The sequence below is a fragment of the Shewanella gelidii genome, assembly GCF_014647855.1.
Classification (GTDB): domain Bacteria; phylum Pseudomonadota; class Gammaproteobacteria; order Enterobacterales; family Shewanellaceae; genus Shewanella; species Shewanella gelidii.
This window is the reverse complement of sequence record NZ_BMPZ01000004.1, coordinates 115462-137200: the sequence shown is the minus strand read 5'-3', so window position 1 is coordinate 137200 and position 21739 is coordinate 115462. Positions and strand designations below refer to the sequence as shown.

Genomic DNA, 21739 nt, shown 5'->3' with positions numbered 1-21739 from the left:
TGGGAACTCTTTTTACTGCAACCCAATCTTAGATATCATGTTGTTTAGCCACGTATCGCGCTACACTCTAGCTATGATTTTTAAGGGTTTTCATCAATGCAGACATCATCAACCGCCGAATTAAATCTATTATGGGGCGAGTTAATTCTAGAAGAACTCACCCGTTTAGGTGTGCAGCATGTTTGCATGGCGCCGGGCTCACGCTCAACACCACTCACCTTAGCCGCGGCAAACCAAAGTAAATTGCAACAGCATTTGCATTTTGATGAACGGGGCTTGGGCTTTATGGCACTCGGATTAGCCAAAGCCAGCGAAACACCGGTCGCGATAATCACAACATCAGGCACTGCCGTCGCCAATTTATATCCTGCGATCATTGAAGCCTGGCTAACCCATGTGCCGCTAATCGTTCTCTCAGGTGATCGCCCCCATGAACTGGTTGGCTGCGGTGCTAACCAAGCTATCCCCCAGCCAAGTATTTATGCGCTATACGCCAAGGCGATCAATCTACCGACACCTGACTTGCATTTTCCGCCACAGGCTTTACTCGCAGAAATAGATGATGCAGTGCAGCAGCTAAGTGGCCCACTACACATCAACTGTATGTATCGGGAGCCTCTGTATCCGCAACAAGCGGCAGCAGACCGGATGCAAAGCTTCACGGAATACTTGCAGCCCTTATCTGCATGGCAGCAACAATCACAACCCTATGTACAACACCATCGCACGTTGTCTCAACAACTCCCCAGCCCAGAGCAACTCGAAACATTTGGCCAAGGCAATGGTGTCATCGTGGCGGGAACTTTGGCTGCCAGCGAATCACCAGAGTGGTTGGTGGCACTTGCAGAACATTTAGGCTGGCCATTGCTCGTTGACGCACAATCACAACTGAGACAGCACCCCAAAGCAATTCAATATACAGATCAGCTGTTATTACAGCCAAAGTCAAAGCAATGTCTCGCTTCTGCCGATCGAGTTTTAGTTGTTGGTGGCCGCTTGCTTTCCAAACGTCTCATTAGCTTCATTGGCGAACAAAACTGGCAACATTATTGGCAAGTTTTACCACATCAAGAACGTCTCGATCCCAGCCATAGCTCGAAGCAAGTCTGGCACTGCAGTTTGAAGCAGTTGGCGCAATCCACTTGGCCAAAGCAGGATGGCAGTCAAATAAAACACAAGTTACAAACAGAAAACCAAAGGTTAGAGCAGCTGTTGTGTCAGCAAATCGATCAAGCAGAGTTTGGCGAAGCACAGGTAATTCGCGCTATAAGTCGCGCTCAGCAGGCTAATTACTCACTATTTATTGGAAATAGTTTACCCATTCGTCTTTACGATATGTATGCCCCAGCCACGCAGACATTACCACAAATATTTACCAACCGCGGCGCCTCTGGAATTGACGGATTGCTGGCAACCGCATGCGGTGTCGCGGCAGCAAAGCAACTGCCGACAACCCTTATCATTGGCGACATCTCTCAATTGCATGATCTCAACTCACTTGCGATTGCGCGTCAGCTCCGCAGCCCGATGGTGATAGTGATTTTCAATAACGATGGCGGCAATATCTTCAATTTATTGCCAGTGCCCAGTGAGTCACTCCGAAGCGACTATTATCGTTTAAGCCATGGGCTAGAATTTGGTTATGGTGCTGCAATGTTTAACTTACCTTACGATCGGGTCGAACAGCTCGCTGACTTCCAACAAGCATATACAGAGGCATTGAATTATGCAGGAGCCTCAGTAATCGAAGTCAGCATTTCTTCAAATCAGGCAAGCGAGCAGATTGCTCAAATTGCCAATTGGGTGAGGCAAAGCTCATGTTAACAATTAGCAAGCGCGGTGATGAGTCACTCCCTCCATTAGTGCTATTACATGGCTTTTTGGGTAATAAACGTGACTGGCTCAGGGTTCTTCCACAGCTCAGTGAACATTTTCACTGTATCTGCATTGATTTGCCTGGCCATGGCGGGAGTTATCAAACGGATTTACCCGTGCCAGGGTTTGATGCCACTTCAGCCATGATCATGGAAACGCTCAAAGCATTAGGCGTCGACAAATTCCATCTCCACGGTTATTCGTTGGGTGGACGTATTGCATTACACTTCGCCCGTGATTATCCACAGCACCTACTCAGCCTTTCTCTTGAATCCTGCCATCCTGGGCTCCTAGATGAAAAAGAAATTGCTGCGCGTAAACACAATGACTCCAATTGGGCAGAGCGTCTCATCACCATTGAGTTGGAAGACTTTCTTAAAAAGTGGTACCTGCAACCCGTCTTTGCTGATCTCGATGATTTTTCTCGCTTGCGGCTCATTCAAGATCGTTCAGCCAATAAGCCAATGTCACTGTATAACTGCTTCACTGCAACGTCACTGGCTTTGCAACAAGATTTGTGGCGAGTGCCTGAAACATTACCCTTTCCATGTCGCTATATCGTTGGCAAAAAGGACAAGAAGTTTTCAGCACTTGCTCATCAGTGGCAGCAGCAAGTGCCGTTTTTAGAGGTACACAGCGTCGCCAACGCGGGACACAATGTGCATTTAGAAGCATCGGAAGCATTTTGCCAACTGTTAACTCAACAGGCGCCAGGTCGTATGCAATGAGTGAAGCGCGTTCCGCTGCGCAACCCTTGATCTCGCAGCTCAAAATTTACCGTTATCAAATACCTTTAGTACGCCCGCTGCCGGTTGCAATGCAAAGGATTGACCATCGGTCGGGGCTTGTTCTACAGGTAACATTAGACTCCCCCTCACTGCCTTCAAAGGCAACTGGTGTCGGCGCTGGCACGGTTGAAACATTGGTTGTAGAAGTTGCACCGCTAAGCGGTGACGATATCACAGGCAACCCGCTGGTAGGCTTTAGCCAAGAAGCGCTAGAACAGGTTGTCAGACAGCTGCAACGGATAGCACCAAAGCTGACTCAGCAACCTATAAGCCTATTGCAATCCTTTGCCGAGCAAGTAAGCGAGCCAAGTCTTGCATACGGGCTCAGCCTCTTACATGCCAAAGCAAACCACCTTCTACACCCCGTCAGACTGGCTTCAAAGGCTGTTCCACTCGTGTATCAAGCCCCCGGGGAATCAGAAGCCGATGTCATCGCTCGCATTCAGGCACTACCCGCCGATATCAACGCAGTCAAAGTAAAGGTTGCGCAAACCTCGATGACACAGGAAATAACGCTCATTCATCACATTCTCGCTCAGCGCCCAAAGTTAACTTTACGTTTAGATGCCAACCGAGGCTTTGGACTTGAACGCGCAATAGAATTTTGTGCCAGCTTACCACTTGAGCATATCGAATATATCGAAGAGCCTTGTGAAAACCCTGATGACAACCTCAAGCTACACCAAGCGACAGGAGTAAGCTACGCTCATGATGAATCGCTCAACACCCCTGGCTATGACTTTAAGCCATTGCCTGGACTCACTGCTTTAGTCATTAAACCCATGCTATGGGGAAGCTTATCTCGTTTACAAACCTTAATCGAATCCGCACACGAACATGGCGTTCGTTGTATTTTAAGCTCTGCACTTGAAGCCAGCTTAGGCATCCAAGACATTGCAAATCTGGCCGCAAGCCTAACGCCTGATGAGCCACCGGGCATTGATACTTTAGCGGCATTTTCAAAGGACTTAATTCATTCAAGTGGGAAGGCACAATGCCTCTCTCTCAATGACTTGCAGCAAATCCCCAACTTACCTGCATCAAGCAGCTCTTCAACAACCTCAATACAATCCGTCTAAACCTATGACAACACACCTGAACACGCCTCAGATAAGCCCATTTGCACAAGCAGCCACATTGCACCCTCAGGCAATTGCGTTGATCCACAATGGGCATGCGTTGAATTACCAAGTGCTTTATGCCCGCATTCAAGGCGCCGCTCAACAGCTAAAGTTGGCAGGGTTATCACCCAATGACCGATTGGCCAGTATTAGTCACAATTGTATTGAAGCCATTATTCTTTACTGGGCATGTATTGAGGCGGAAGCTATCTTTTGCCCGATGTCTCCTAAATTTCCGAGCCAGCAGTTAAACGACTTATGCCAACAATTTTCGATTGACCATTATTGGGCGCCAAGTCATTTGCCTAACTTGCAAGGAAAACGGATTTCTATCGATTTTGAACAGACAGCTGACAACGAGCCTCGGGTCATCAATCCGCAGCATGCCGTTAACTTTGTACTCACGTCCGGTAGCAACGGCAGCCCGAAAGCCGCTGTCCATAGCCTAAAAAATCATATCGCAAGTGCAGAAGGCGCCACCAGCCAAATACCACTGCATTCACAGCATCGCTGGCTCTTGTCTCTCCCTCTTTTCCATATTGGTGGCTTAGCAATTTTAAACCGTTGTGCCATTGCTACTGCCGCAGTGGTGCTCCAAGATGAGAGCAACACATTAAATGTGCAATTACCACGAGACCAAGTGAGCCATGTGTCGTTAGTCGAAGCGCAACTACAGCAACTGCTTACCACGCCAGAAAGCTTACAGTCCGTGCAATATTTGCTGCTTGGCGGTGGCGCGATTTCACCAACGAGTATTCATGCACTCAAAGGGTTCTCCCTCCATGCATTTTGCAGCTATGGGATGACGGAAATGGCCTCACAAATTACCACATCTGTAGCAAATGCGGATGGGCTGAGCGGCCAACTGCTACCCGGTCGTCAACTGCGTATTCAACAGGGGCATATCCAAGTTGCCGGTGATTGCCTGTGCTTGGGTTACGTGAACCCTGCCAACAAAGATCGCCCTTGGCAGCTGCCTCTGACAGTCGATGGTTGGTTTGATACTAAGGATATCGGCGTATGGAAAAATGGTCATTTGCAGGTGGTTGGACGCGCAGATAACATGTTTGTCTGTGGTGGTGAAAATATTCACCCCGAAGAGATCGAGCAAGCACTCAAGCAGTTACCCCACATTGCTGACGCCATTGTGTTTGCCGAACCTGATGAACGCTTTGGTCACTTGCCCGCAGCCATTATAAAAATTTACCCGGAGCAAGCCGCGCTCAGTAAACACGAGCTGGAAGCATACTTATTGCAGCACATTGCGCGCTTTAAACGACCACGGAATTACTACCCATGGCCTCGCGGCATACAAGCGATAGGTTTAAAAATTACCCGAGCACAGGTCATCAACAACACCGATCGCAGGCAAACGCTTAAGTTTGCAGAGTCATGATCAATATTCAGACACAAAAAAACCTGCCGAAGCAGGTTTTTAAATGTCTTAACCGAAATCTAAGCTTGCATACAGCCCTTCAGCTTATTCATCGCATTCTTTTCTAATTGTCGAATACGCTCTGCTGAAACTTGGTAATGCGCTGCAAGTTCTTGCAAGGTGGTTTTTTCTTCATTTAACCAGCGAGACTGCAAGATATGCTGACTTCTTTCATCCAAAGTTTTAATCGCTGAAAGCAATCTTGCTTGAGAATTACTTTCCCAGTCGGCATTTTCAACCTGAACCGCAAGATCTGAAGAGTGATCTTCTAAGTAATGAACCGGTGCGTAGTCTTGGTCATCATCATTGTCACTTGCAAGATCAAATGCAGGGTCTTGCGCTGACATCCGAGATTCCATTTCGGTCACATCGGCTTTGGAAACCCCGAGATTTTCTGCAACCATAGAGACTTCATCATCGCTAAACCAGCCTAGGCGTTTCTTAGCTTTACGCAGATTAAAGAAGAGTTTGCGCTGTGCTTTGGTGGTTGCGACCTTCACAATACGCCAGTTTTTCAGTACATATTCATGAATTTCAGCTTTAATCCAGTGCACTGCAAACGAAACCAATCGAACCCCAACATTGGGATCGAATCGTTTTACGGCCTTCATCAGGCCAATGTTACCTTCTTGAATCAAATCAGCCTGTGGTAAGCCGTATCCAGCGTAGCCTTTGGCCACGTGAACCACAAAACGAAGGTGAGACATAATCAGTTTTTTAGCGGCTTGAATATCACCAGTTTCTTGAAGACGCTTCGCTAACTCATACTCCTGTTCAGCATCCAGCATCGTAATGCTTTTAACCGATTGAATATAAGCTTCAAGGCTACTGCTTCCCTGAGGAACCATCAATGCCATTGATTGCGTGTTATCTGTCATTACTACTCCTAAAACCACTCTACTTGCCTGACTTCCGCATGTGCATCTGCGTGACATCACATTCGGACGTTGAACTATCGACGAAATGACAGAGTATGTCAACACTCTGGCATGTCTTGAAACATTTTTGTCATCCTAATAGACCGGAAATACGCAAAAAAGTTTCACCAAGAAGTTATTGATACCACGACAAAGCCTGCCAAAAGCTGAACAGGCTGAGAGAAGAAATATATGATTAACGGATTTTTAAGAAGGTTCGATTGCTCGAATATGTTGCCGAACCGATAAAAACGAGCCTAACCAGCCCAAGAACGAGGCCAATAGCATCAATTCTAACAACTCTACAAACGTTAAAGACTGCATTTGTAATGAACTGCCATACAGACCCAATAACTCCACTAATGCGCCTTCAAGATACCAAACCAGTACATTAATAATGAGCCATGCAAGCATACCGCCGATCACTCCAAACCAAATGCCGGTATATAAAAAGGGCCGTTGGATAAACGATTCCGTTGCGCCAACAAGCTTCATCACTTCAATTTCTGTACGTCGATTCATAATTGCCAAGCGGATGGTGTTGCCAATGACCAATACTACCGCCAGAACCAATAACAAGGCGACGGCTAAAACTGAACGCTCCAACAGGCGAACCACTGCTTGTAGTCGCTCTAACCATTCAATATCTAAGCGACCAAAGCTGACTTCCGATTCTCGCTCTAGCTTACTCAAGAGCAAACGCGCTCCTTTCGGATTCGAGTGCTTTACTGTGGGCGTCACCATGACCACGGCGGGCAGAGGATTCGTATCAAGATAAGATAAAGCCTCTCCAAAACCAGATAAGCGCTGGAACTCTGCTAATGCTTGCTCCCGACTAATATATTGCACTTCGGCAATTTCAGGATAAACGCGGATCCGTGCGATTAAGCTTTGAATTGACTGTTCGCTGCGACCTTCGTCGACAAATAATGAGATTTCAGCTGCGCTATTCCATGATTGGGTAATCGATTCGGCATTTTTCACTAAGACCTGTAAAGCTGCAGGTAAACTTAAGCTCACTCCTAGCACTGCCATTGTCATGATTGACGATAATGGATTACGCCACAGTTCTCCCATGCTGGCCATGGCTTGCTGCACATGGCGGACAAAGAACATCACAATACGTCCAGATAAAGGAAGTTTGCTGCGATTTAGTGGTTTCGCTTTCGTAGGTTGACGCGATGCTTGTGCCATTAGAGTTGTAACTCCTGTGCGCCGAGTAACCGCCCTTGCTTCAGCGTGAGGGTGCGATACTTCATTCGGGCGATGAGCCCAAGATCATGCGTTGCAATTAGAACGCTTGTCCCTGCGTCATTGAACGTTTCGAACAAACGTAGAATATCCATCGAAAGTTTCGGATCTAAGTTACCGGTTGGCTCATCGGCTAACAAAAGAGGCGGTTTATTTACGATCGCCCGAGCAATGCCGACCCGTTGCTGTTCTCCTCCAGAGAGCATAATAGGGGCGTGTTTTTCTTTGCCATAAAGGCCCACCATATCAAGCGCACCGGCGACTCGTTTGCGAATTTCACCGTGAGAAAAGCCTTCGATCACTAAAGGCAACGCCACATTATCAAAAACCGTTTTATCCATTAACAGGTGATGGTTTTGAAAAATCATCCCGATATCACGTCGCAAGTAAGGGATCTGCTTTGGCTTTACTTGAGCGATATCGTGCCCATTAATCCATAGTCGCCCAGCGCTTGCGCGTTCAATCACAGTAATCAACTTGAGCAAGGTGCTTTTGCCCGCACCGGAGTGCCCGGTTAGAAATGCCATTTCACCTTTTTGCAGGTGAACACTCACATCATTCAGTGCCTTTTGGCCACCGGAATACACCTTACTCACTTGCTCAAATCGAATCATCTATGCTCCATCATTGTCCGAAGTTCGCTTGATTACTGCTGTTGTTTTCGCTTAGTTGTTTTCTTGACTAAAGAGTGCGTCAATAAAACTCTTCGCTTCAAATACTCTCAAATCGTCAATTTGCTCACCAACGCCGATATGACGGATTGGGATACCAAATTTATCTGCTATCGCAAAAATCACCCCACCTTTTGCTGTGCCATCCAACTTGGTAATGGTGATACCCGATACGCCAACTGCTTCTTGGAACAACTGTGCTTGGCTTATTGCATTCTGCCCCGTCGATGCATCTAGCGTCAGCATCACCTCATGGGGTGCTGTCGCATCAAGCTTTTGCATTACTCGAACCACTTTTTTCAACTCTTCCATCAGGTGGCCTTTGTTCTGCAAACGGCCAGCGGTATCTGCGATAAGTACATCGACATTACGCGCCTTTGCAGCTTGTAACGCATCAAATAAAACAGACGCACTGTCAGCCCCTGTATGCTGCGCAATCACAGGGATCTCATTCCGCTGCCCCCAAACTTGAAGCTGCTCAACCGCTGCGGCACGGAATGTATCGCCAGCAGCCAGCATGACTGATTTGCCTTGGCTTTGATATTGTTTGGCCAATTTACCAATCGTCGTGGTTTTACCCACGCCATTTACACCAACCATGAGGATGACAAATGGGCCTTCGCTGTTTTCTGGCACCAATGGAATGCTGACTGGCTCCAGAGTTTTTTGCATTTCCTCTTGCATCAACTCATAGAGCGCTTCAGCATCTTTTAACTGTTTACGAGAGGCGTGGTCAGTCAACTTTTCAATTAATCGAGTCGTGGTTTCTACACCAACATCAGCAATAAGCAGCTGCTCTTCTAATTCTTCGAAAAGATCATCATCAATCTTTTTGCCTTTGAACAGGCCAATAAAGCCACTACCAATATTCTCGCTGGTGCGTAATAGCCCTCGTTTTAAGCGTGCAAAGAAACCTTCTTTTTGCGGACGGGCTTGAGGTTCAGGTTGAGCTTCTAATCCATCCGACTCGGCGTCGACCACCTCAGACTCTGCTGCTGCGTCATCGACGTCAAGCTCAGCTTCTGATTCTTCAGCATCAGACTCTTCAACTTCTGCGACTTCAACCTCATCTGCAGACTGCTCTTCAACAAGCTCAATGTCATTTTGTTCAGAGGCTTGCTCACTTTCAAATTGAGCCGCTATATCTTCCAGTTCAGTCGCATCTTCAACTTGCACATCGTCGCTGTGGGCAGCTGATTCACCTTCTACTAATTCTGTTACTTCAGCTGCAATGGCTTGTGACTTGCTTTCTTCAACAGCGGGTTCAACGGCATTCGTCGCCAGATCTGTATTATCTGTCGGCTCAGGTGGCGCGGTATCTTCGACATCCGACACGGAAGCAGCTTCAGCTTGGGGCTCTGAGGGTTGTTCGGCTTCAAAACCGCGCTTAAAACGAGCAAAGAAACCTTGCTTTTGAGGTTGAGTCGATGTCTCCACCGGCTCCTCAACGGCTTCATCAGCCTCCTCTACAGTCGCTTCTACGTTAGCTTCTTCAACTTCTTCGATGCGCTGTTGCGCCGACGCTTCGCCTTCGACATCCAGCTCTTCAGAATCAGTTTGCTGTTCCAGATCTTGCCCAAGCTCTGGAGCCGGCTCAGCTTCAATGAATGTCGCTTCTTCTTCAATGACAACGGCTTCGTCATCATCATCTTCATCTTCAACGACCGTCACTTCGGTCTCTTGCTGAATCTCGGTGGACTCGTCCACAGCAGTTTTTGGGGCGTCGACCTCATCACTCGCAACATTTTCTTCAGCTGCAGGCTCTATCTCAGCCTCACCTGCAAATCCCGACTCGTCCGAAGGCTCTAGCGCTTGCTCTGATGACGGTTCAATAATTTGCTCGGACGTACTGTCTTCGTCAGTCTGTTCGGTGGGTAAATCTGAAACCACCTCTGTTTCCGCTTCAACCTCTGCTTCAGGTTTGTCTTTGCGAAACCAGGAAAAAAAACCTTTCTTTGCCATGTTTTATACCAATACCTAACTTTCAATGTGCAGTTTCTGTTTTGCCCATGCCGTTATACCAAATTCCAACAATGATTACGCCCAAAGCAGATCAATTTGTGGTTAGCCTATCAAGTTCTCAACTTTTTCAACCTAATTAGGCTAGAATAGCGCGCTCAAAAACAGCGAAAAATCCGCCACATATTTGTTTGGGGTTTATCAGCAAGAAGGTGTGCCGCGTTAGCAAACATAAAGTGAGCTATAGTCTACCACTTTCTAGCAGCAGTCAAAATTAGAGGGCAAGATGGCTAAAAATCGGAGCCAAAGCGGCCAAGTCAGAATTATTGGCGGCCAATGGCGTTCACGTCGACTACCGATCCACGACCTTGAAGGGTTAAGACCCACAACCGATCGTGTGCGAGAAACATTGTTCAATTGGCTCGCACCCGATATTGCTGGTGCGCGCGTTTTAGATTGTTTCGCTGGCACAGGGGCTTTAAGTCTTGAAGCTCTTTCTCGCTATGCCGGTCATGCCACAATATTAGAGCTGCAAGCAAGTGCGGCAAAGCAGCTCTCTACCAATCTTGCAACGCTTCAATGCGACAACGCCAAAGTCATAAAGGGAGATGCGCTTCAGTTTTTAGCTGCACCATGCTCTGTGGGATTCGATATCATTTTTGTCGACCCCCCTTTCAATAAAGATCTTGCCGAACCTTGCCTACAGCAACTGACGGCAAATGGCTGGCTTAATCCACATGCACTCATTTATGTAGAAACAGAATCCAATTGGGATTGCAACGCAGTGCCACCGAATTGGCAGCTTTTAAAAGAGAAGAAAGCAGGCCAAGTATGCTTTAGGCTTTATCAATATCTACCGACTTCGGAGACCCAATAAATGAAAGTGCTAGTCACCCTTGGTAAACTCATTACGCTCTTTGCATGGCTGATTATGTTCTATAACTTAGCAATGCCATTCGAAGGAAAAATTGCTCTGCTGCTCAATGTTTTACTGATGATCACTTGCGTCATGCATGCCGTTCAAGCATTCATATTCCACTCGCTATTCAAACAGCTGATGACTCTCAAGTTGCGAGACTATTTACAAGTGATGTTATTTGGTGTGTTTACGCTTTTAGAGTATCGCCAAAGAGTACTTAAGCAAGGCCAATAGAGAAATAAGTGCTGGTCAGCCAACCTCGCCAGCACCTTCATACTTAAGCATGAAAATCAGCCTGTTCAACACACTTGTTTTTGTTAGAACCACACGCACAAACCCTCAAAAAATACACAAAAATAGCATAAAAAGACCTGAAAAACAGAATCTTACATAATTAACCTTATAAATCCCCCGGCCAATTTTATATCGACTAGACTTAATAGGACTTAGCCTAAAGGCGGTGTTGCTATTAGTTCTGCTTTCGCGCATTACTCATTAACACGATGTGACTCCTTTGCTTGGATGCAACCTTGTTTGCGAAACGCAAACTATACATGGACTGTAATCATGAGAAAAAATTTACCTATCACAGATAGCGAACGTACGTTTGCGCCAACCACCAAACTCATTTCCAATACGGATCTCGTTGGAACCATCCAACACTGCAATGATGCCTTTGTCGAAATTAGTGGTTACAGCCGCGAAGAACTCATTGGTCAGCCACATAACTTAGTGCGCCACCCGGATATGCCTCCCCAAGCATTTGAGGTCATGTGGCAACATCTCAAACAAGGTAAACCTTGGATGGGAATGGTTAAAAATCGTTGTAAAAATGGTGATTATTATTGGGTAGACGCATACATAACTCCAATTACCCAAGATGGACAGATTGTCGGTTACGAGTCAGTTCGATCATGCCCAACCAGAGAACATATTGAGCGAGCAGAAAAGCTTTATCGTTCAATTAATGCCGGTTCAGCAAAAAAAATCGATATCCCCCTTGGTAAAGAAAACCAATTTCTTGTCGCGGCGACAATACTTTGTGCATTGTTATATCTTGCGTCATTCCCTCAGGTCGCGGCATTGACATTTGTGGCGATTACCGCGATTTATGCCGTTTGGATGTCTCAAACCAAACAGACCAACCTCAACATGTTAAATGGCCAACTTGATAGTGCTTTTAAACATCCACTTGCTATCAACACGTATACCAAAGACAAGCCCGGTCTTGGTGGCGTCAAAGTCGCAATCAAAAGCGAACAAGCCCATTTAGGTGCTGTACTCACGCGTATTGAAGATGCCGCCTTGGGCGTTGCAAACCAATCTGATATTGGCCTTAAGCTTTCCAATCAAGCCTGTGACAACATGATCGACCAGCAAGCGGAGACGGAACAAGTCGCTACGGCGATGAATGAAATGACGGCAACAATTTCTGATGTCGCCCAGCACGTCCAACAGACCGCCGATCACGCTAAGTCAGCTCACCACCAAGCCATGTCCAGCCAGAAAATGGTGGCGACTACGACAGCTTCAATCTCGCAGCTGCAAAATACAGTGCACAATGTTTGTGAAGCTGTCAGCAGCTTATCCAACCAAACAGAGAACATCGCCCAAGTCACGCAGATGATCGAACAAATCGCGGAGCAAACCAATTTACTAGCTCTGAATGCAGCGATTGAAGCTGCTCGAGCAGGCGAGCAAGGACGCGGGTTTGCCGTGGTCGCCGATGAAGTTAGACAATTGGCAATGCGCACCCAAATTTCAACCAAAGAGATCCATACCATTACGACGGGGTTAATTAGTAGCGCTCAACAAGCTGTAAAAATTGCGCAACAAGGCACCAAAGACGCGGAAGTAGGTATGCAAAATGTTCATAGTACTGAATCAATGCTCACTGAGATCGGAGCTTCTATGGAAACCATTGCATCCATGTCGACCCATATGGCCTCTGCAGTTGAAGAGCAGGCAAAGGTCTCTGAAGATATTAATCGACAGGTCATTAATATTTCCGAACTGTCGGTGAATAGCCTCGATCGCGCGCAGCACTCTGTGGAAAGCATTGAAAACACTCAGGCCGTTGCCAAGCAACTGCACGAGTTAGTGACCTGCTTTAAACGCGAGTGATATCAAAACAACTGCGCTAACAAGCAACTGAATTTTAACCAATAAAAAAGTCCTCACTGCGAGGACTTTTTCAATTCATTGTCTATATGAAGGAAGCAAACGTTTTACTTCTTCGGGTATGGGTGAACAATACCTTTGTGACAATCAATACAGGTCTTTCTCTTGTCAGGATCTTTCTTGAAGTTCCTTGCATGCATTCTCTTCGCCATTTTGCTCATCGCTTCAGGCTGATCTTCATAGATACGAGAGTGACAGTTTTGACAGGTTGAAGAGTCGATTGAGCGTAGGAAGTCGCGCGCTAGATCAGCTTGCTCTCTACGGTTTTCATCCAACCATTCTTGTGTGTTAAATCCATCTATCGTCATGTAGCCGATAATGTCTTTCGAAACAATAATCTTCTTGATGAGGTAATTAATTGGCTCTTGCGGAAGGTGACATTGTTGACACTCAACCACGATACCTGCGCTGCCGCCGCCATGGGCAGAGGCAAGAACTTCATCTTTCAGTGAATGGTTGCTATGACAAGTCATACAAAATTCATCTGAACTCGTAATATGTAAGGTTTGCTGGGTCGCAAAATAGCCAACCACACCAATAACAATACCGACGACCAGTAAAGCCAGTACTGAGAATTTTGCGCTAGGTTTAAACAGGGCACGCCAATTCATTACTCTTCTCCAATTTAATTCTTTATCTGAATTATATTATTTAGTTTTTTAAGAAATACATTATAAGCTAGGTTGACTCGTTTGATCCGACTCAAAAAGCACAAATTGAGATCCAGCTCTAATTATGGCAGCGATTACTTTATCGTAGACCACTTTTTTACCTTACATGCGCTTCAGCTAAAGATAGATTACTGCACCACATTGAAATAATTTTGATCTTAATCACATTGATATTAATCAGTATTAAGAAAAAATTTAGTGTGACTAAAATTAAATTATTGTTGCATTTGTATAGTTTGCACCATTTTTCACAATTTTTTTGAAATATTTTTTTTAATTTCTAGGTCTTTTGAAATATTGGAACATCAAAATTATCGCAATGAAGGAGAGTGAATATGTCAAAACAACGACAACATATATTACTCGCGATAGTTTTACTTATTCAGCTGATACTCCCCGCGTATGCGTCTAATGATTCAAGTTCTAACCTAATATCGGTTCAAGCTGAAGCGATGGTGGCAAACTTGGCTTCCGTCGAACACAGTAACCAAGATCCTCAGCTCTCGTCTTCATCAACATCGAACCAATGTAGTCAATATTCAGCAACACCCTGCCCAACATCAGCATGTGGTCAACTTTATTTAACCAGTATCGATTTGCAGCTCATCACCACTCTCGATGGCTCTGAAGCCATTGATACGAAATTCTGGGCGGTTCAAACCGCAGAGCTCAAACCTGAGCAACTCCCGCCAATTCTCTAAAAGCACAAATGTTGCACTCACCTCTTTACGATTAGATTTCAACTTTTAGTGAATTAGATTGCGAGCCGACCGGCTTCGCACTGGAGACTTATTATGAAAAACTTAACTCTGCTATCTGCGTTAGTTGCATCCACACTAGCTTTGGGCTCAAGTATTACTCATGCCGCGAGCGTATCTCTCCCAGAAAGCTTAGAGATCCGCTCCCTCAATGGGCAAGCCGTCACCGGAGTGTCGCAGATCCAGCTGTCTGAAGGTGAACACCTGTTAGAACTTCAATATGACGATTTATTTGAGTCAAATGCAGATGACACTGGCGCACGAGTCACATCACAAGCACTTTATCTACCGATAGAGTTACAAGATTCTCAAGCGTATCGCTTGGTTACTGCGAACATCAACTCCGAAGAAGATGCGCGTGCTTTTGTTGATGCGCCAGTCGTCTATTTACTGGATACACAGGGTAATCGACGCCAAATTGACCTTGTCACACAAAAGCAGCTGATGCTGCAAGTGATATTAGGTCACTAGTGCAATACCATGAAGATGCTCTGCGGAATGCGGCAAACATTAGTTTTTCGACATGAAGCAGTGCATTTTCACATTCTCATGATAGAATCAAAAAGTTGATGCAATGGGAAGACAATGATTCATTCAGTGCTTAGTAAGATTTTAGTCCTATTAATTATGCTCAGTTTTTTGGGGCAGGGCTTATTGTCTGACGGTCACTGGATGGTTGCCGAAGCTGCGGAACCACAGCAAACCATGGTGCCACAAATGCAGCAATCAGCCTGCCATGATACTGCTGACGAGACGAAAGATGTTCAACAGAGTGACATTGCCCACTCTGAGACCCATCAATCAAATCATTGCTGCAATGGCTCAGAGCAATGCTCGGATGACTGCAAACATTGCCTCGTCATTGCAACAACTGCAAATTTACACCAAGCTAAATCTTGGCCAGGATTTAGCCCATCAGAACCTTCATTGGCTACAGCAATGCCTCATTTCCACTCGATTGAATTGACAAAAAATTTACGCCCTCCAATTGTGTGATAACGCCTAAATAATACGTATTCCTTAAACCGTTTCTTTTCAGTATTAAACGGACAAACATCGCTATTGAAATATTGGTTTCAATTGCGCATTTACGTGATTAAACACGCTCCTTTGTACATTTAGTAAAGGAGTTTGGAGCTATATTTATGAAAATCATCATGAGCTTTCTGCTCGTTGCATTCAGCCTACTAACCTTTCAAACGAAGGTTTTTGCTGCAGCCGAAACACAATCTACCCAGCCTCACTCTCAACAAGAAAGCCAAGGCTATCACTGCCCGATGCACCCCAAAATCAAAGGACAACAAGGCGACTCTTGTCCAAAATGCGGCATGAACTTAACCCCCATTGGTCAACAAACCAAGCCACACGCAAAACACAAGATGACGCACGCAAAGTACCATTGTCCGATGCATCCAAAGGTCAAAGGGCAACAAGGCGACTCGTGTCCAAAATGCGGCATGGACTTAACCCCCATTGGTCAACAAACCAAGCCACATTCAAAGCACAAGATGACGCATACAAAATACCATTGTCCGATGCACCCAAAGGTCAAAGGACAACAAGGCGACTCGTGTCCAAAATGCGGCATGGCTCTCAAGCCTGTCGCAAACACAAAGTCACACAAACACCATAGCTAATCGCTGAGTGGAGATGAGGCATCGTCATGATCAATTTATACAAGAGTATCCAAGCCAAGCCTAAGGCTATGGTAAAAGTAGCAACGTCAGTGACCCTAATGATGACGTTATTTGTTTTCAGCACATTCAGTGGAAATGCGCAGGCAACGATTGAGCAACCGCAAATATATAGCTGCCCAATGCATCCTGAGCAAGCAAGCCATGAAGCAGGCCGGTGCGCAGTGTGCAATATGTTTTTAACCCAAGCTAACAGTGCGACGTCGGCACAAGATTCTGCACATTCAGATCATGACCATACCGCACCCCATGCTGCCGCCCCAAGAGACAGTCATCAAGCAGACATTTTTAACCAAGTGCAAAGTTCTTTAACTGAGCCGGAACAGCCATCAAGTATTAAATATGTATGCCCAATGCACGCCCATATCATTAGCGACGATCCAAGTAGCTGCCCCATTTGCGGCATGGACTTAGAGCCGGTAGAAACAGGCGGCAACCTTGAAGAACTGCAAATCCAAGTCTCCGGCAGTATTCAGCAAGCACTCGCGATAAAAGTTGCTGAGGTGAAGCGTGGAATGCTGTGGAAATACGTCCAAACCGTTGGCCATGTCGACTATGATGAGAGCCAAATTCAACACATTCACTCCCGTGTTAGCGGCTGGATCGAAAAACTAAAAGTCTCTGCAATTGGCGATAAAATAACGAAAGGTGACTTGCTCTATGAGCTATATTCTCCCGATTTAATCAACGCACAAGACGACTATTTACTGGCACTTGATACCTTAAATCGCTCTGCAAACAACGGTAATTACCAAGATCTCGTGCGACGTTCTCAACTACGACTAGAGCTGCTTGGCATGACAAAGCCACAGATTGAACAGCTCGCCAAAAATCAAAAGACACTTTATAAAGTACCTTTTTATGCCACGCAGGATGGCATCGTTCAAAACTTATCAGTACGTGATGGCATGTATATTCAGCCCATGACAGAGGTGATGTCTCTAGTCGACTTGTCGAAAGTTTGGGTGATTGCAGACGTTTTTGAGAATGAACAAAGCTGGTTAACTTTAGGCCAACCCGCAGAGGTTTCCATACCGGCAATGAACCTTACTGATATTGAAGGCAAGATCGATTATATCTACCCAGAACTCGATCCAATGACTCGCAGTTTACGCGTTCGCATTGTTCTCAATAATAACCAAGCCGAACTCAGACCCAACACCTTAGCTAAAGTGTCGTTATATGGCGGTGCCAAACGAGGGTTACTCATCATCCCTCAAGAAGCATTGATCCAAACCGGTCAAGAAAACCGAGTCATCGTCAAGCAAAGTGACAATAGCTTTGTTGCACGCCAGGTGTCCTTGGGCATGCTAAGCCAAGGAAAAGCCGAGATCGTCAGTGGCTTATCTGAAGGTGAGCAGGTTGTCCTTTCTGGTCAGTTTTTATTGGACTCTGAAGCCAGTCTCAAAGGCAGCTTAATGCGCCTTAGTAGCGGCCATGAGCACTAGGAGACCAACATGCTAGCTAAAATAATCCAAGCCTCAATTCAACAACGCGTAATGGTGCTCATTGTCGCCTTGATGATTACCGTTTGGGGCATACAAGCACTGCGCCAAACACCGCTAGATGCATTGCCGGATCTGTCCGATGTGCAAGTCATCATTAAAACCCCGTATACAGGCCAAGCGCCGAAGTTGGTTGAAGAGCAGGTCACCTATCCACTTTCAACCGCAATGCTCGCCGTACCTGGCGCTAAAACTGTTCGTGGTTACTCCTTCTTTGGCGACTCTTACGTTTATGTGATTTTTGAAGATGGCACTGATATTTATTGGGCACGATCACGTGTGCTTGAATACTTAAGTCAAGTGAGTAGCCGGTTGCCGCAGGGAGTTCTACCTACGCTTGGCCCAGACGCTTCAGGTGTCGGGTGGATCTTTGAATATGCACTGGTTGATCATTCCGGTTCACTGGATTTATCCCAGTTAAAAAGCCTTCAAGACTGGTACTTAAAGCTTGAACTCCAAAGCGTTGCAGGCGTCTCTGAAGTGGCAACCGTAGGCGGTATGGAACAGACCTATCAGATCGTCATCGAACCCGACAAAATGGCGCAATATAAGCTAGACATTGCTGCGGTTTTAAAAGCGGTTAATGATACCAATTCAGAGGCTGGAGGCTCTGTCATTGAAATGGCCGAAGCTGAATATATGGTACGCGCCAAAGGTTACCGACAAACCTTAAATGACTTTAAATCCATTCCACTTGGATTAACCAGCCCTTCCGGCACTCCTTTAACCTTAAAAGATATAGCAACGATCAGAAAAGGGCCTGCTTCTCGCCGCGGAATTGCCGAGCTTGACGGCCAAGGCGAGGTCGTCGGCGGTATTATCGTGATGCGGTACGGAGAAAATGCATTAGCGACAATCGACGCAGTAAAAGCGAAGCTTGCAGAACTCAAGTCAGGGCTACCTGAAGGCGTCGAAATCGTTCCGACCTATGATCGCTCACAGCTCATCAACAATTCGGTCGATAATCTCTTCAATAAAGTCATTGAAGAGATGTTAGTTGTTGGTCTCGTGTGTTTACTATTTTTACTGCACGCGCGTTCAACGCTAGTTGCCGTCATTACCTTGCCACTTTCAATTTTGATCGCATTCATCGTGATGAACAAAATGGGAGTTAATGCCAATATCATGAGCCTTGGCGGGATCGCCATTGCGATTGGTGCCGTCGTCGATGGCGCCATTGTCATGATAGAAAACCTTCATAAACATCTAGAGCACTTTAAGGACGACGAGGGCAGACAACCCTCACCAACAGAGCATTGGCAAATCGTCGCAAAAGCATCGATAGAAGTCGGTCCTGCGCTATTCTTTTCCCTGCTGATCATCACGTTAAGCTTTGTGCCAGTTTTTTCATTGGAAGCACAAGAAGGGCGCTTGTTTAGCCCGCTTGCTTATACCAAAACCTTTGCCATGGCGGCGGCCGCAATATTATCCATTACACTCGTGCCAATTCTGATGGGGTATTTCATCAGAGGAAAAATCCCCGCAGAATCAGCCAACCCATTCAGCCGAGCCCTCATCGCGCTTTATCGTCCTGCATTAAAATGGGTACTTAAATTTCCCAAGTTCACACTGGTTATTGCACTGGCCACTCTTGTGAGTGCTTGGTATCCAGCCAATCGAATGGGTAGTGAATTTATGCCAGATCTCAATGAGGGAGACTTACTTTATATGCCCACCGCTTTGCCAGGTATTAGTGCCAGTAAAGCAGCAGAGGTCTTGCAACAAACGGATCGGCTGATCAAAACTGTTCCCGAAGTTGCCAGAGTCTTCGGTAAAGTCGGTCGCGCAGAAACAGCAACCGATCCTGCTCCACTGACCATGCTGGAAACCACGATTATGTTGAAGCCTCAAGAGGAGTGGGGGCCTGATATCCAACTTGAGGATATCATCGACAAGCTACAAAAGACCGTCAAAATCCCTGGATTGACCAATGCCTGGGTACAACCCATTAAAACCCGTATTGATATGTTGTCGACAGGCATTAAGACCCCTGTGGGCATCAAAATTACCGGACAAGATGTCAAACAATTACAAGATATCGGCACCCGCATTGAGTCAATCTTAAACCAACTGCCGCACACTCAATCCGCTTACGCTGAACGTGTCGGCGGTGGCCGTTACATAGACATCAGTCCCAAGCTCGATGTCGCCTCGCGATATGGAATGACACTCAAAGATATTCAAGACGTCGTTCGTTTTGCTATTGGCGGAATGGAAATTGGTGAATCCGTACAAGGTGCTGAACGATACCCCATCAATTTAAGATATCCTCGCGAATTAAGAGACAACATAGAAAAGCTCAAAACCCTGCCTGTTATCACAAAAACAGGCCACTATTTACCTTTGGGGAACCTAGCAGATATCGTAATTTCTGAAGGCGCGCCGATGTTGAAAAGTGAAAATGGCCGGCTCATTTCTTGGGTTTTCGTTGACATAGAAGGCACATCTATTGGTGAATATATTCAAGCCGCAAAGCAAGCTTTACAGGCTGATTTGAAGCTACCGGCCCGTTATAGCTATAGTTTTGCTGGCCAATATGAATATATGCAGCGGGTCGACGCCAAGCTACAACAGGTAATTCCGATGGCTTTAGCAGTGATCTTTATATTGCTTATGATGACCTTCGGCTCAGGGCTACAAGCAAGTATTATCATGTTGAGCTTGCCCTTTGCACTCGTGGGAAGCACTTGGCTTTTATACCTACTTGACTACAATATTTCTGTCGCCGTTGCTGTCGGTATGATTGCTCTTGCCGGTGTTGCTGCAGAATTTGGTGTAGTGATGCTGGTCTATTTGAATAACGCGATTCAGTACGCCAAAGAAAAAGGTCAATTCAGTACAATTTCAGACCTAAAAGCAGCCTTGATTGACGGCGCCGTGATGCGGATCCGCCCAAAAGCAATGACAGTTGCCACTATTTTCTTTGGTTTGTTGCCTATTATGTGGGGCGCAGGTTCAGGAAATGATGTGATGCAAAAAATTGCAGCGCCGATGGTCGGAGGCATGATTACTGCACCATTGCTATCACTATTTGTACTACCCGCACTCTACTTAATCATCTATCGCAGAACATTGATTTGCAGCGATAGCGCACCAGACGAGCCACGACTTGGAGATTCTTCTCGCAACTAAATAGCAGCTCTCATCACCCATTCAGCCAGCAAATATGCTGGCTGAATTTTTAGCGCGAACAGATCATAAGCCCCTAAGTTGCAGGCATCTCGAAAATAGAGAAAACACCACCCTGAGGATCGTTGACTACACTAAAGCGACCCGTATTGGGAATATCCGTCGGCGGCACACAGACTTTTCCGCCAAGCTCAACCACTTTTTTTGCGGCTGCATCACAGTCATCAACTTGGAAGTAAGCCATCCAATGCGCTGGAATATCACCCCACTCCTCAGTCATGGCTATCATGCCGCCAACATCACTACCTGCAGCTTGCCAATGGGTATAAGGCATGTCTGGCATATCCCCAGATTTGTGGCTCCAGCCAATCACTTGCGGATAAAATGCCTTCGCTTTTTCTGGATCTCGACTCGCCAACTCACTCCAACACAGGGTTCCATGTTCAAGCGCGCGCTTAATTCCGATATGAGATTTGCCTTGCCATACAGCAAAACGTGCACCTTCAGGATCCGCCAAAAATGCCATACGTCCTGCATCTCCGACATCATGAGGACCAGCAAGAACAGTTCCTCCTGCTTGTTTGGCCGCCTCAACAACGTCGTCGGCACTATCAACAGCAAAATAGATAGTCCAGTGAGTTGGCGTGCCTTCATCTAGCATTTGCTGCGGCATTTGATATAACGCCCCAACATCATCACCATCAAAATGAACCATGGTGTATACGCCTTCTGGCATTGGCATGTCATTATCAGCCCAACCAAACATAGATTGATAAAATGCTTTCGCGCCTTGCCAATCCGTTGTGGCTAATTCAACCCAGCAAGGCTGGCCTTGAAGATACGTTTCAACTTTCATATCACTTTC

19 protein-coding genes are annotated in these 21739 nt (G+C 46.1%); 13 read left to right on the top strand and 6 right to left on the bottom strand.

Translation table 11 applies throughout. The features are described from left to right. The first annotated feature begins 96 nt into the window (after positions 1–96). The 4 genes from menD to menE are packed head-to-tail and all read left to right on the top strand — an operon-like array spanning position 97 to position 5180. Positions 97–1824, top strand: coding sequence for a 2-succinyl-5-enolpyruvyl-6-hydroxy-3-cyclohexene-1-carboxylic-acid synthase (gene menD, locus IEY18_RS09780; protein WP_188920269.1), 1728 nt, complete (start codon positions 97–99; stop codon positions 1822–1824). Beyond that, the gene (gene menH / locus IEY18_RS09775; RefSeq protein ID WP_188920267.1) at positions 1818–2603 is read left to right on the top strand and encodes a 2-succinyl-6-hydroxy-2,4-cyclohexadiene-1-carboxylate synthase; all 786 of its coding nucleotides are present in this window, start codon (positions 1818–1820) and stop codon (positions 2601–2603) included. Before menD ends, menH begins: the two co-directional genes overlap by 7 nt. Next, positions 2600–3742, top strand: coding sequence for an o-succinylbenzoate synthase (menC, locus tag IEY18_RS09770; protein WP_188920265.1), 1143 nt, complete (start codon positions 2600–2602; stop codon positions 3740–3742). The genes menH and menC overlap by 4 nt, the downstream gene beginning before the upstream one ends. Before the next feature lie 4 nt (positions 3743–3746). Next, complete coding sequence (gene menE / locus IEY18_RS09765) at positions 3747–5180, top strand: o-succinylbenzoate--CoA ligase (protein WP_188920263.1); 1434 nt, start codon at positions 3747–3749, stop codon at positions 5178–5180. A gap of 59 nt (positions 5181–5239) precedes the next feature. Here menE and rpoH read toward each other — a convergent pair whose 3' ends face one another. The 4 genes from rpoH to ftsY form a co-directional block, all read right to left on the bottom strand. After that, complete coding sequence (rpoH, locus tag IEY18_RS09760) at positions 5240–6097, bottom strand: RNA polymerase sigma factor RpoH (protein ID WP_188920261.1); 858 nt, start codon at positions 6095–6097, stop codon at positions 5240–5242. Between the two features lie 246 nt (positions 6098–6343). Continuing rightward, entirely contained in the window at positions 6344–7330 is a 987-nt protein-coding gene (gene ftsX / locus IEY18_RS09755; RefSeq protein WP_188920259.1) for a permease-like cell division protein FtsX, read from the bottom strand. Next, on the bottom strand, positions 7330–8001 hold the full coding sequence (gene ftsE, locus IEY18_RS09750; RefSeq protein ID WP_188920257.1) for a cell division ATP-binding protein FtsE: 672 nt from the start codon (positions 7999–8001) through the stop codon (positions 7330–7332). Before ftsE ends, ftsX begins: the two co-directional genes overlap by 1 nt. A gap of 51 nt (positions 8002–8052) precedes the next feature. Next, positions 8053–10020: a signal recognition particle-docking protein FtsY gene (gene ftsY / locus IEY18_RS09745; RefSeq protein WP_188920255.1), complete on the bottom strand. Its 1968-nt coding sequence runs from the start codon at positions 10018–10020 to the stop codon at positions 8053–8055. A 283-nt stretch (positions 10021–10303) separates the two neighbouring features. Here ftsY and rsmD point away from each other — a divergent pair, with 283 nt between their 5' ends. From rsmD to IEY18_RS09730, 3 genes are all read left to right on the top strand, one after another. Beyond that, on the top strand, positions 10304–10894 hold the full coding sequence (gene rsmD / locus IEY18_RS09740; RefSeq protein WP_188920253.1) for a 16S rRNA (guanine(966)-N(2))-methyltransferase RsmD: 591 nt from the start codon (positions 10304–10306) through the stop codon (positions 10892–10894). Further along, entirely contained in the window at positions 10895–11170 is a 276-nt protein-coding gene (locus tag IEY18_RS09735) for a DUF1145 domain-containing protein (protein ID WP_188920251.1), read from the top strand. It abuts the gene before it with no gap. Positions 11171–11503: 333 nt separating this feature from the next. After that, positions 11504–13060, top strand: a complete 1557-nt coding sequence (locus IEY18_RS09730; RefSeq protein ID WP_188920249.1) for a methyl-accepting chemotaxis protein — start codon at positions 11504–11506, stop codon at positions 13058–13060. Positions 13061–13164: 104 nt separating this feature from the next. Here the strand turns inward: IEY18_RS09730 and IEY18_RS09725 are convergent, their stop codons facing one another. Beyond that, positions 13165–13728 (bottom strand): NapC/NirT family cytochrome c, encoded by a 564-nt coding sequence (locus tag IEY18_RS09725; RefSeq protein WP_188920247.1) that lies wholly within the window; start codon positions 13726–13728, stop codon positions 13165–13167. A 395-nt stretch (positions 13729–14123) separates the two neighbouring features. Here IEY18_RS09725 and IEY18_RS09720 point away from each other — a divergent pair, with 395 nt between their 5' ends. From IEY18_RS09720 to IEY18_RS09695, 6 genes are all read left to right on the top strand, one after another. After that, entirely contained in the window at positions 14124–14489 is a 366-nt protein-coding gene (locus tag IEY18_RS09720) for a hypothetical protein (RefSeq protein WP_188920245.1), read from the top strand. Between the two features lie 93 nt (positions 14490–14582). After that, positions 14583–15017 carry a DUF2057 family protein gene (locus IEY18_RS09715; RefSeq protein WP_188920243.1) on the top strand — a complete coding sequence of 145 codons (435 nt, stop codon included), beginning with the start codon at positions 14583–14585 and terminating at the stop codon, positions 15015–15017. Positions 15018–15131: 114 nt separating this feature from the next. Then, positions 15132–15542, top strand: coding sequence for a hypothetical protein (locus IEY18_RS09710; protein ID WP_188920241.1), 411 nt, complete (start codon positions 15132–15134; stop codon positions 15540–15542). A 149-nt stretch (positions 15543–15691) separates the two neighbouring features. Continuing rightward, positions 15692–16183: a heavy metal-binding domain-containing protein gene (locus IEY18_RS09705; protein WP_188920239.1), complete on the top strand. Its 492-nt coding sequence runs from the start codon at positions 15692–15694 to the stop codon at positions 16181–16183. Positions 16184–16209: 26 nt separating this feature from the next. After that, positions 16210–17688: an efflux RND transporter periplasmic adaptor subunit gene (locus tag IEY18_RS09700; protein ID WP_188920237.1), complete on the top strand. Its 1479-nt coding sequence runs from the start codon at positions 16210–16212 to the stop codon at positions 17686–17688. A gap of 9 nt (positions 17689–17697) precedes the next feature. Further along, entirely contained in the window at positions 17698–20877 is a 3180-nt protein-coding gene (locus IEY18_RS09695; protein ID WP_188920235.1) for an efflux RND transporter permease subunit, read from the top strand. Between the two features lie 73 nt (positions 20878–20950). Here the strand turns inward: IEY18_RS09695 and IEY18_RS09690 are convergent, their stop codons facing one another. Next, entirely contained in the window at positions 20951–21730 is a 780-nt protein-coding gene (locus IEY18_RS09690) for a VOC family protein (RefSeq protein ID WP_188920232.1), read from the bottom strand. Positions 21731–21739 lie beyond the last annotated feature (9 nt).

Coding starts and splice junctions, on each gene's coding strand:
- menD (WP_188920269.1), top strand. CDS start 97: ATGCAGACATCATCAACCGCCGAATTAAATCTATTATGGGGCGAGTTA.
- menH (WP_188920267.1), top strand. CDS start 1,818: ATGTTAACAATTAGCAAGCGCGGTGATGAGTCACTCCCTCCATTAGTG.
- menC (WP_188920265.1), top strand. CDS start 2,600: ATGAGTGAAGCGCGTTCCGCTGCGCAACCCTTGATCTCGCAGCTCAAA.
- menE (WP_188920263.1), top strand. CDS start 3,747: ATGACAACACACCTGAACACGCCTCAGATAAGCCCATTTGCACAAGCA.
- rpoH (WP_188920261.1), bottom strand. CDS start 6,097: ATGACAGATAACACGCAATCAATGGCATTGATGGTTCCTCAGGGAAGC.
- ftsX (WP_188920259.1), bottom strand. CDS start 7,330: ATGGCACAAGCATCGCGTCAACCTACGAAAGCGAAACCACTAAATCGC.
- ftsE (WP_188920257.1), bottom strand. CDS start 8,001: ATGATTCGATTTGAGCAAGTGAGTAAGGTGTATTCCGGTGGCCAAAAG.
- ftsY (WP_188920255.1), bottom strand. CDS start 10,020: ATGGCAAAGAAAGGTTTTTTTTCCTGGTTTCGCAAAGACAAACCTGAA.
- rsmD (WP_188920253.1), top strand. CDS start 10,304: ATGGCTAAAAATCGGAGCCAAAGCGGCCAAGTCAGAATTATTGGCGGC.
- IEY18_RS09735 (WP_188920251.1), top strand. CDS start 10,895: ATGAAAGTGCTAGTCACCCTTGGTAAACTCATTACGCTCTTTGCATGG.
- IEY18_RS09730 (WP_188920249.1), top strand. CDS start 11,504: ATGAGAAAAAATTTACCTATCACAGATAGCGAACGTACGTTTGCGCCA.
- IEY18_RS09725 (WP_188920247.1), bottom strand. CDS start 13,728: ATGAATTGGCGTGCCCTGTTTAAACCTAGCGCAAAATTCTCAGTACTG.
- IEY18_RS09720 (WP_188920245.1), top strand. CDS start 14,124: ATGTCAAAACAACGACAACATATATTACTCGCGATAGTTTTACTTATT.
- IEY18_RS09715 (WP_188920243.1), top strand. CDS start 14,583: ATGAAAAACTTAACTCTGCTATCTGCGTTAGTTGCATCCACACTAGCT.
- IEY18_RS09710 (WP_188920241.1), top strand. CDS start 15,132: ATGATTCATTCAGTGCTTAGTAAGATTTTAGTCCTATTAATTATGCTC.
- IEY18_RS09705 (WP_188920239.1), top strand. CDS start 15,692: ATGAAAATCATCATGAGCTTTCTGCTCGTTGCATTCAGCCTACTAACC.
- IEY18_RS09700 (WP_188920237.1), top strand. CDS start 16,210: ATGATCAATTTATACAAGAGTATCCAAGCCAAGCCTAAGGCTATGGTA.
- IEY18_RS09695 (WP_188920235.1), top strand. CDS start 17,698: ATGCTAGCTAAAATAATCCAAGCCTCAATTCAACAACGCGTAATGGTG.
- IEY18_RS09690 (WP_188920232.1), bottom strand. CDS start 21,730: ATGAAAGTTGAAACGTATCTTCAAGGCCAGCCTTGCTGGGTTGAATTA.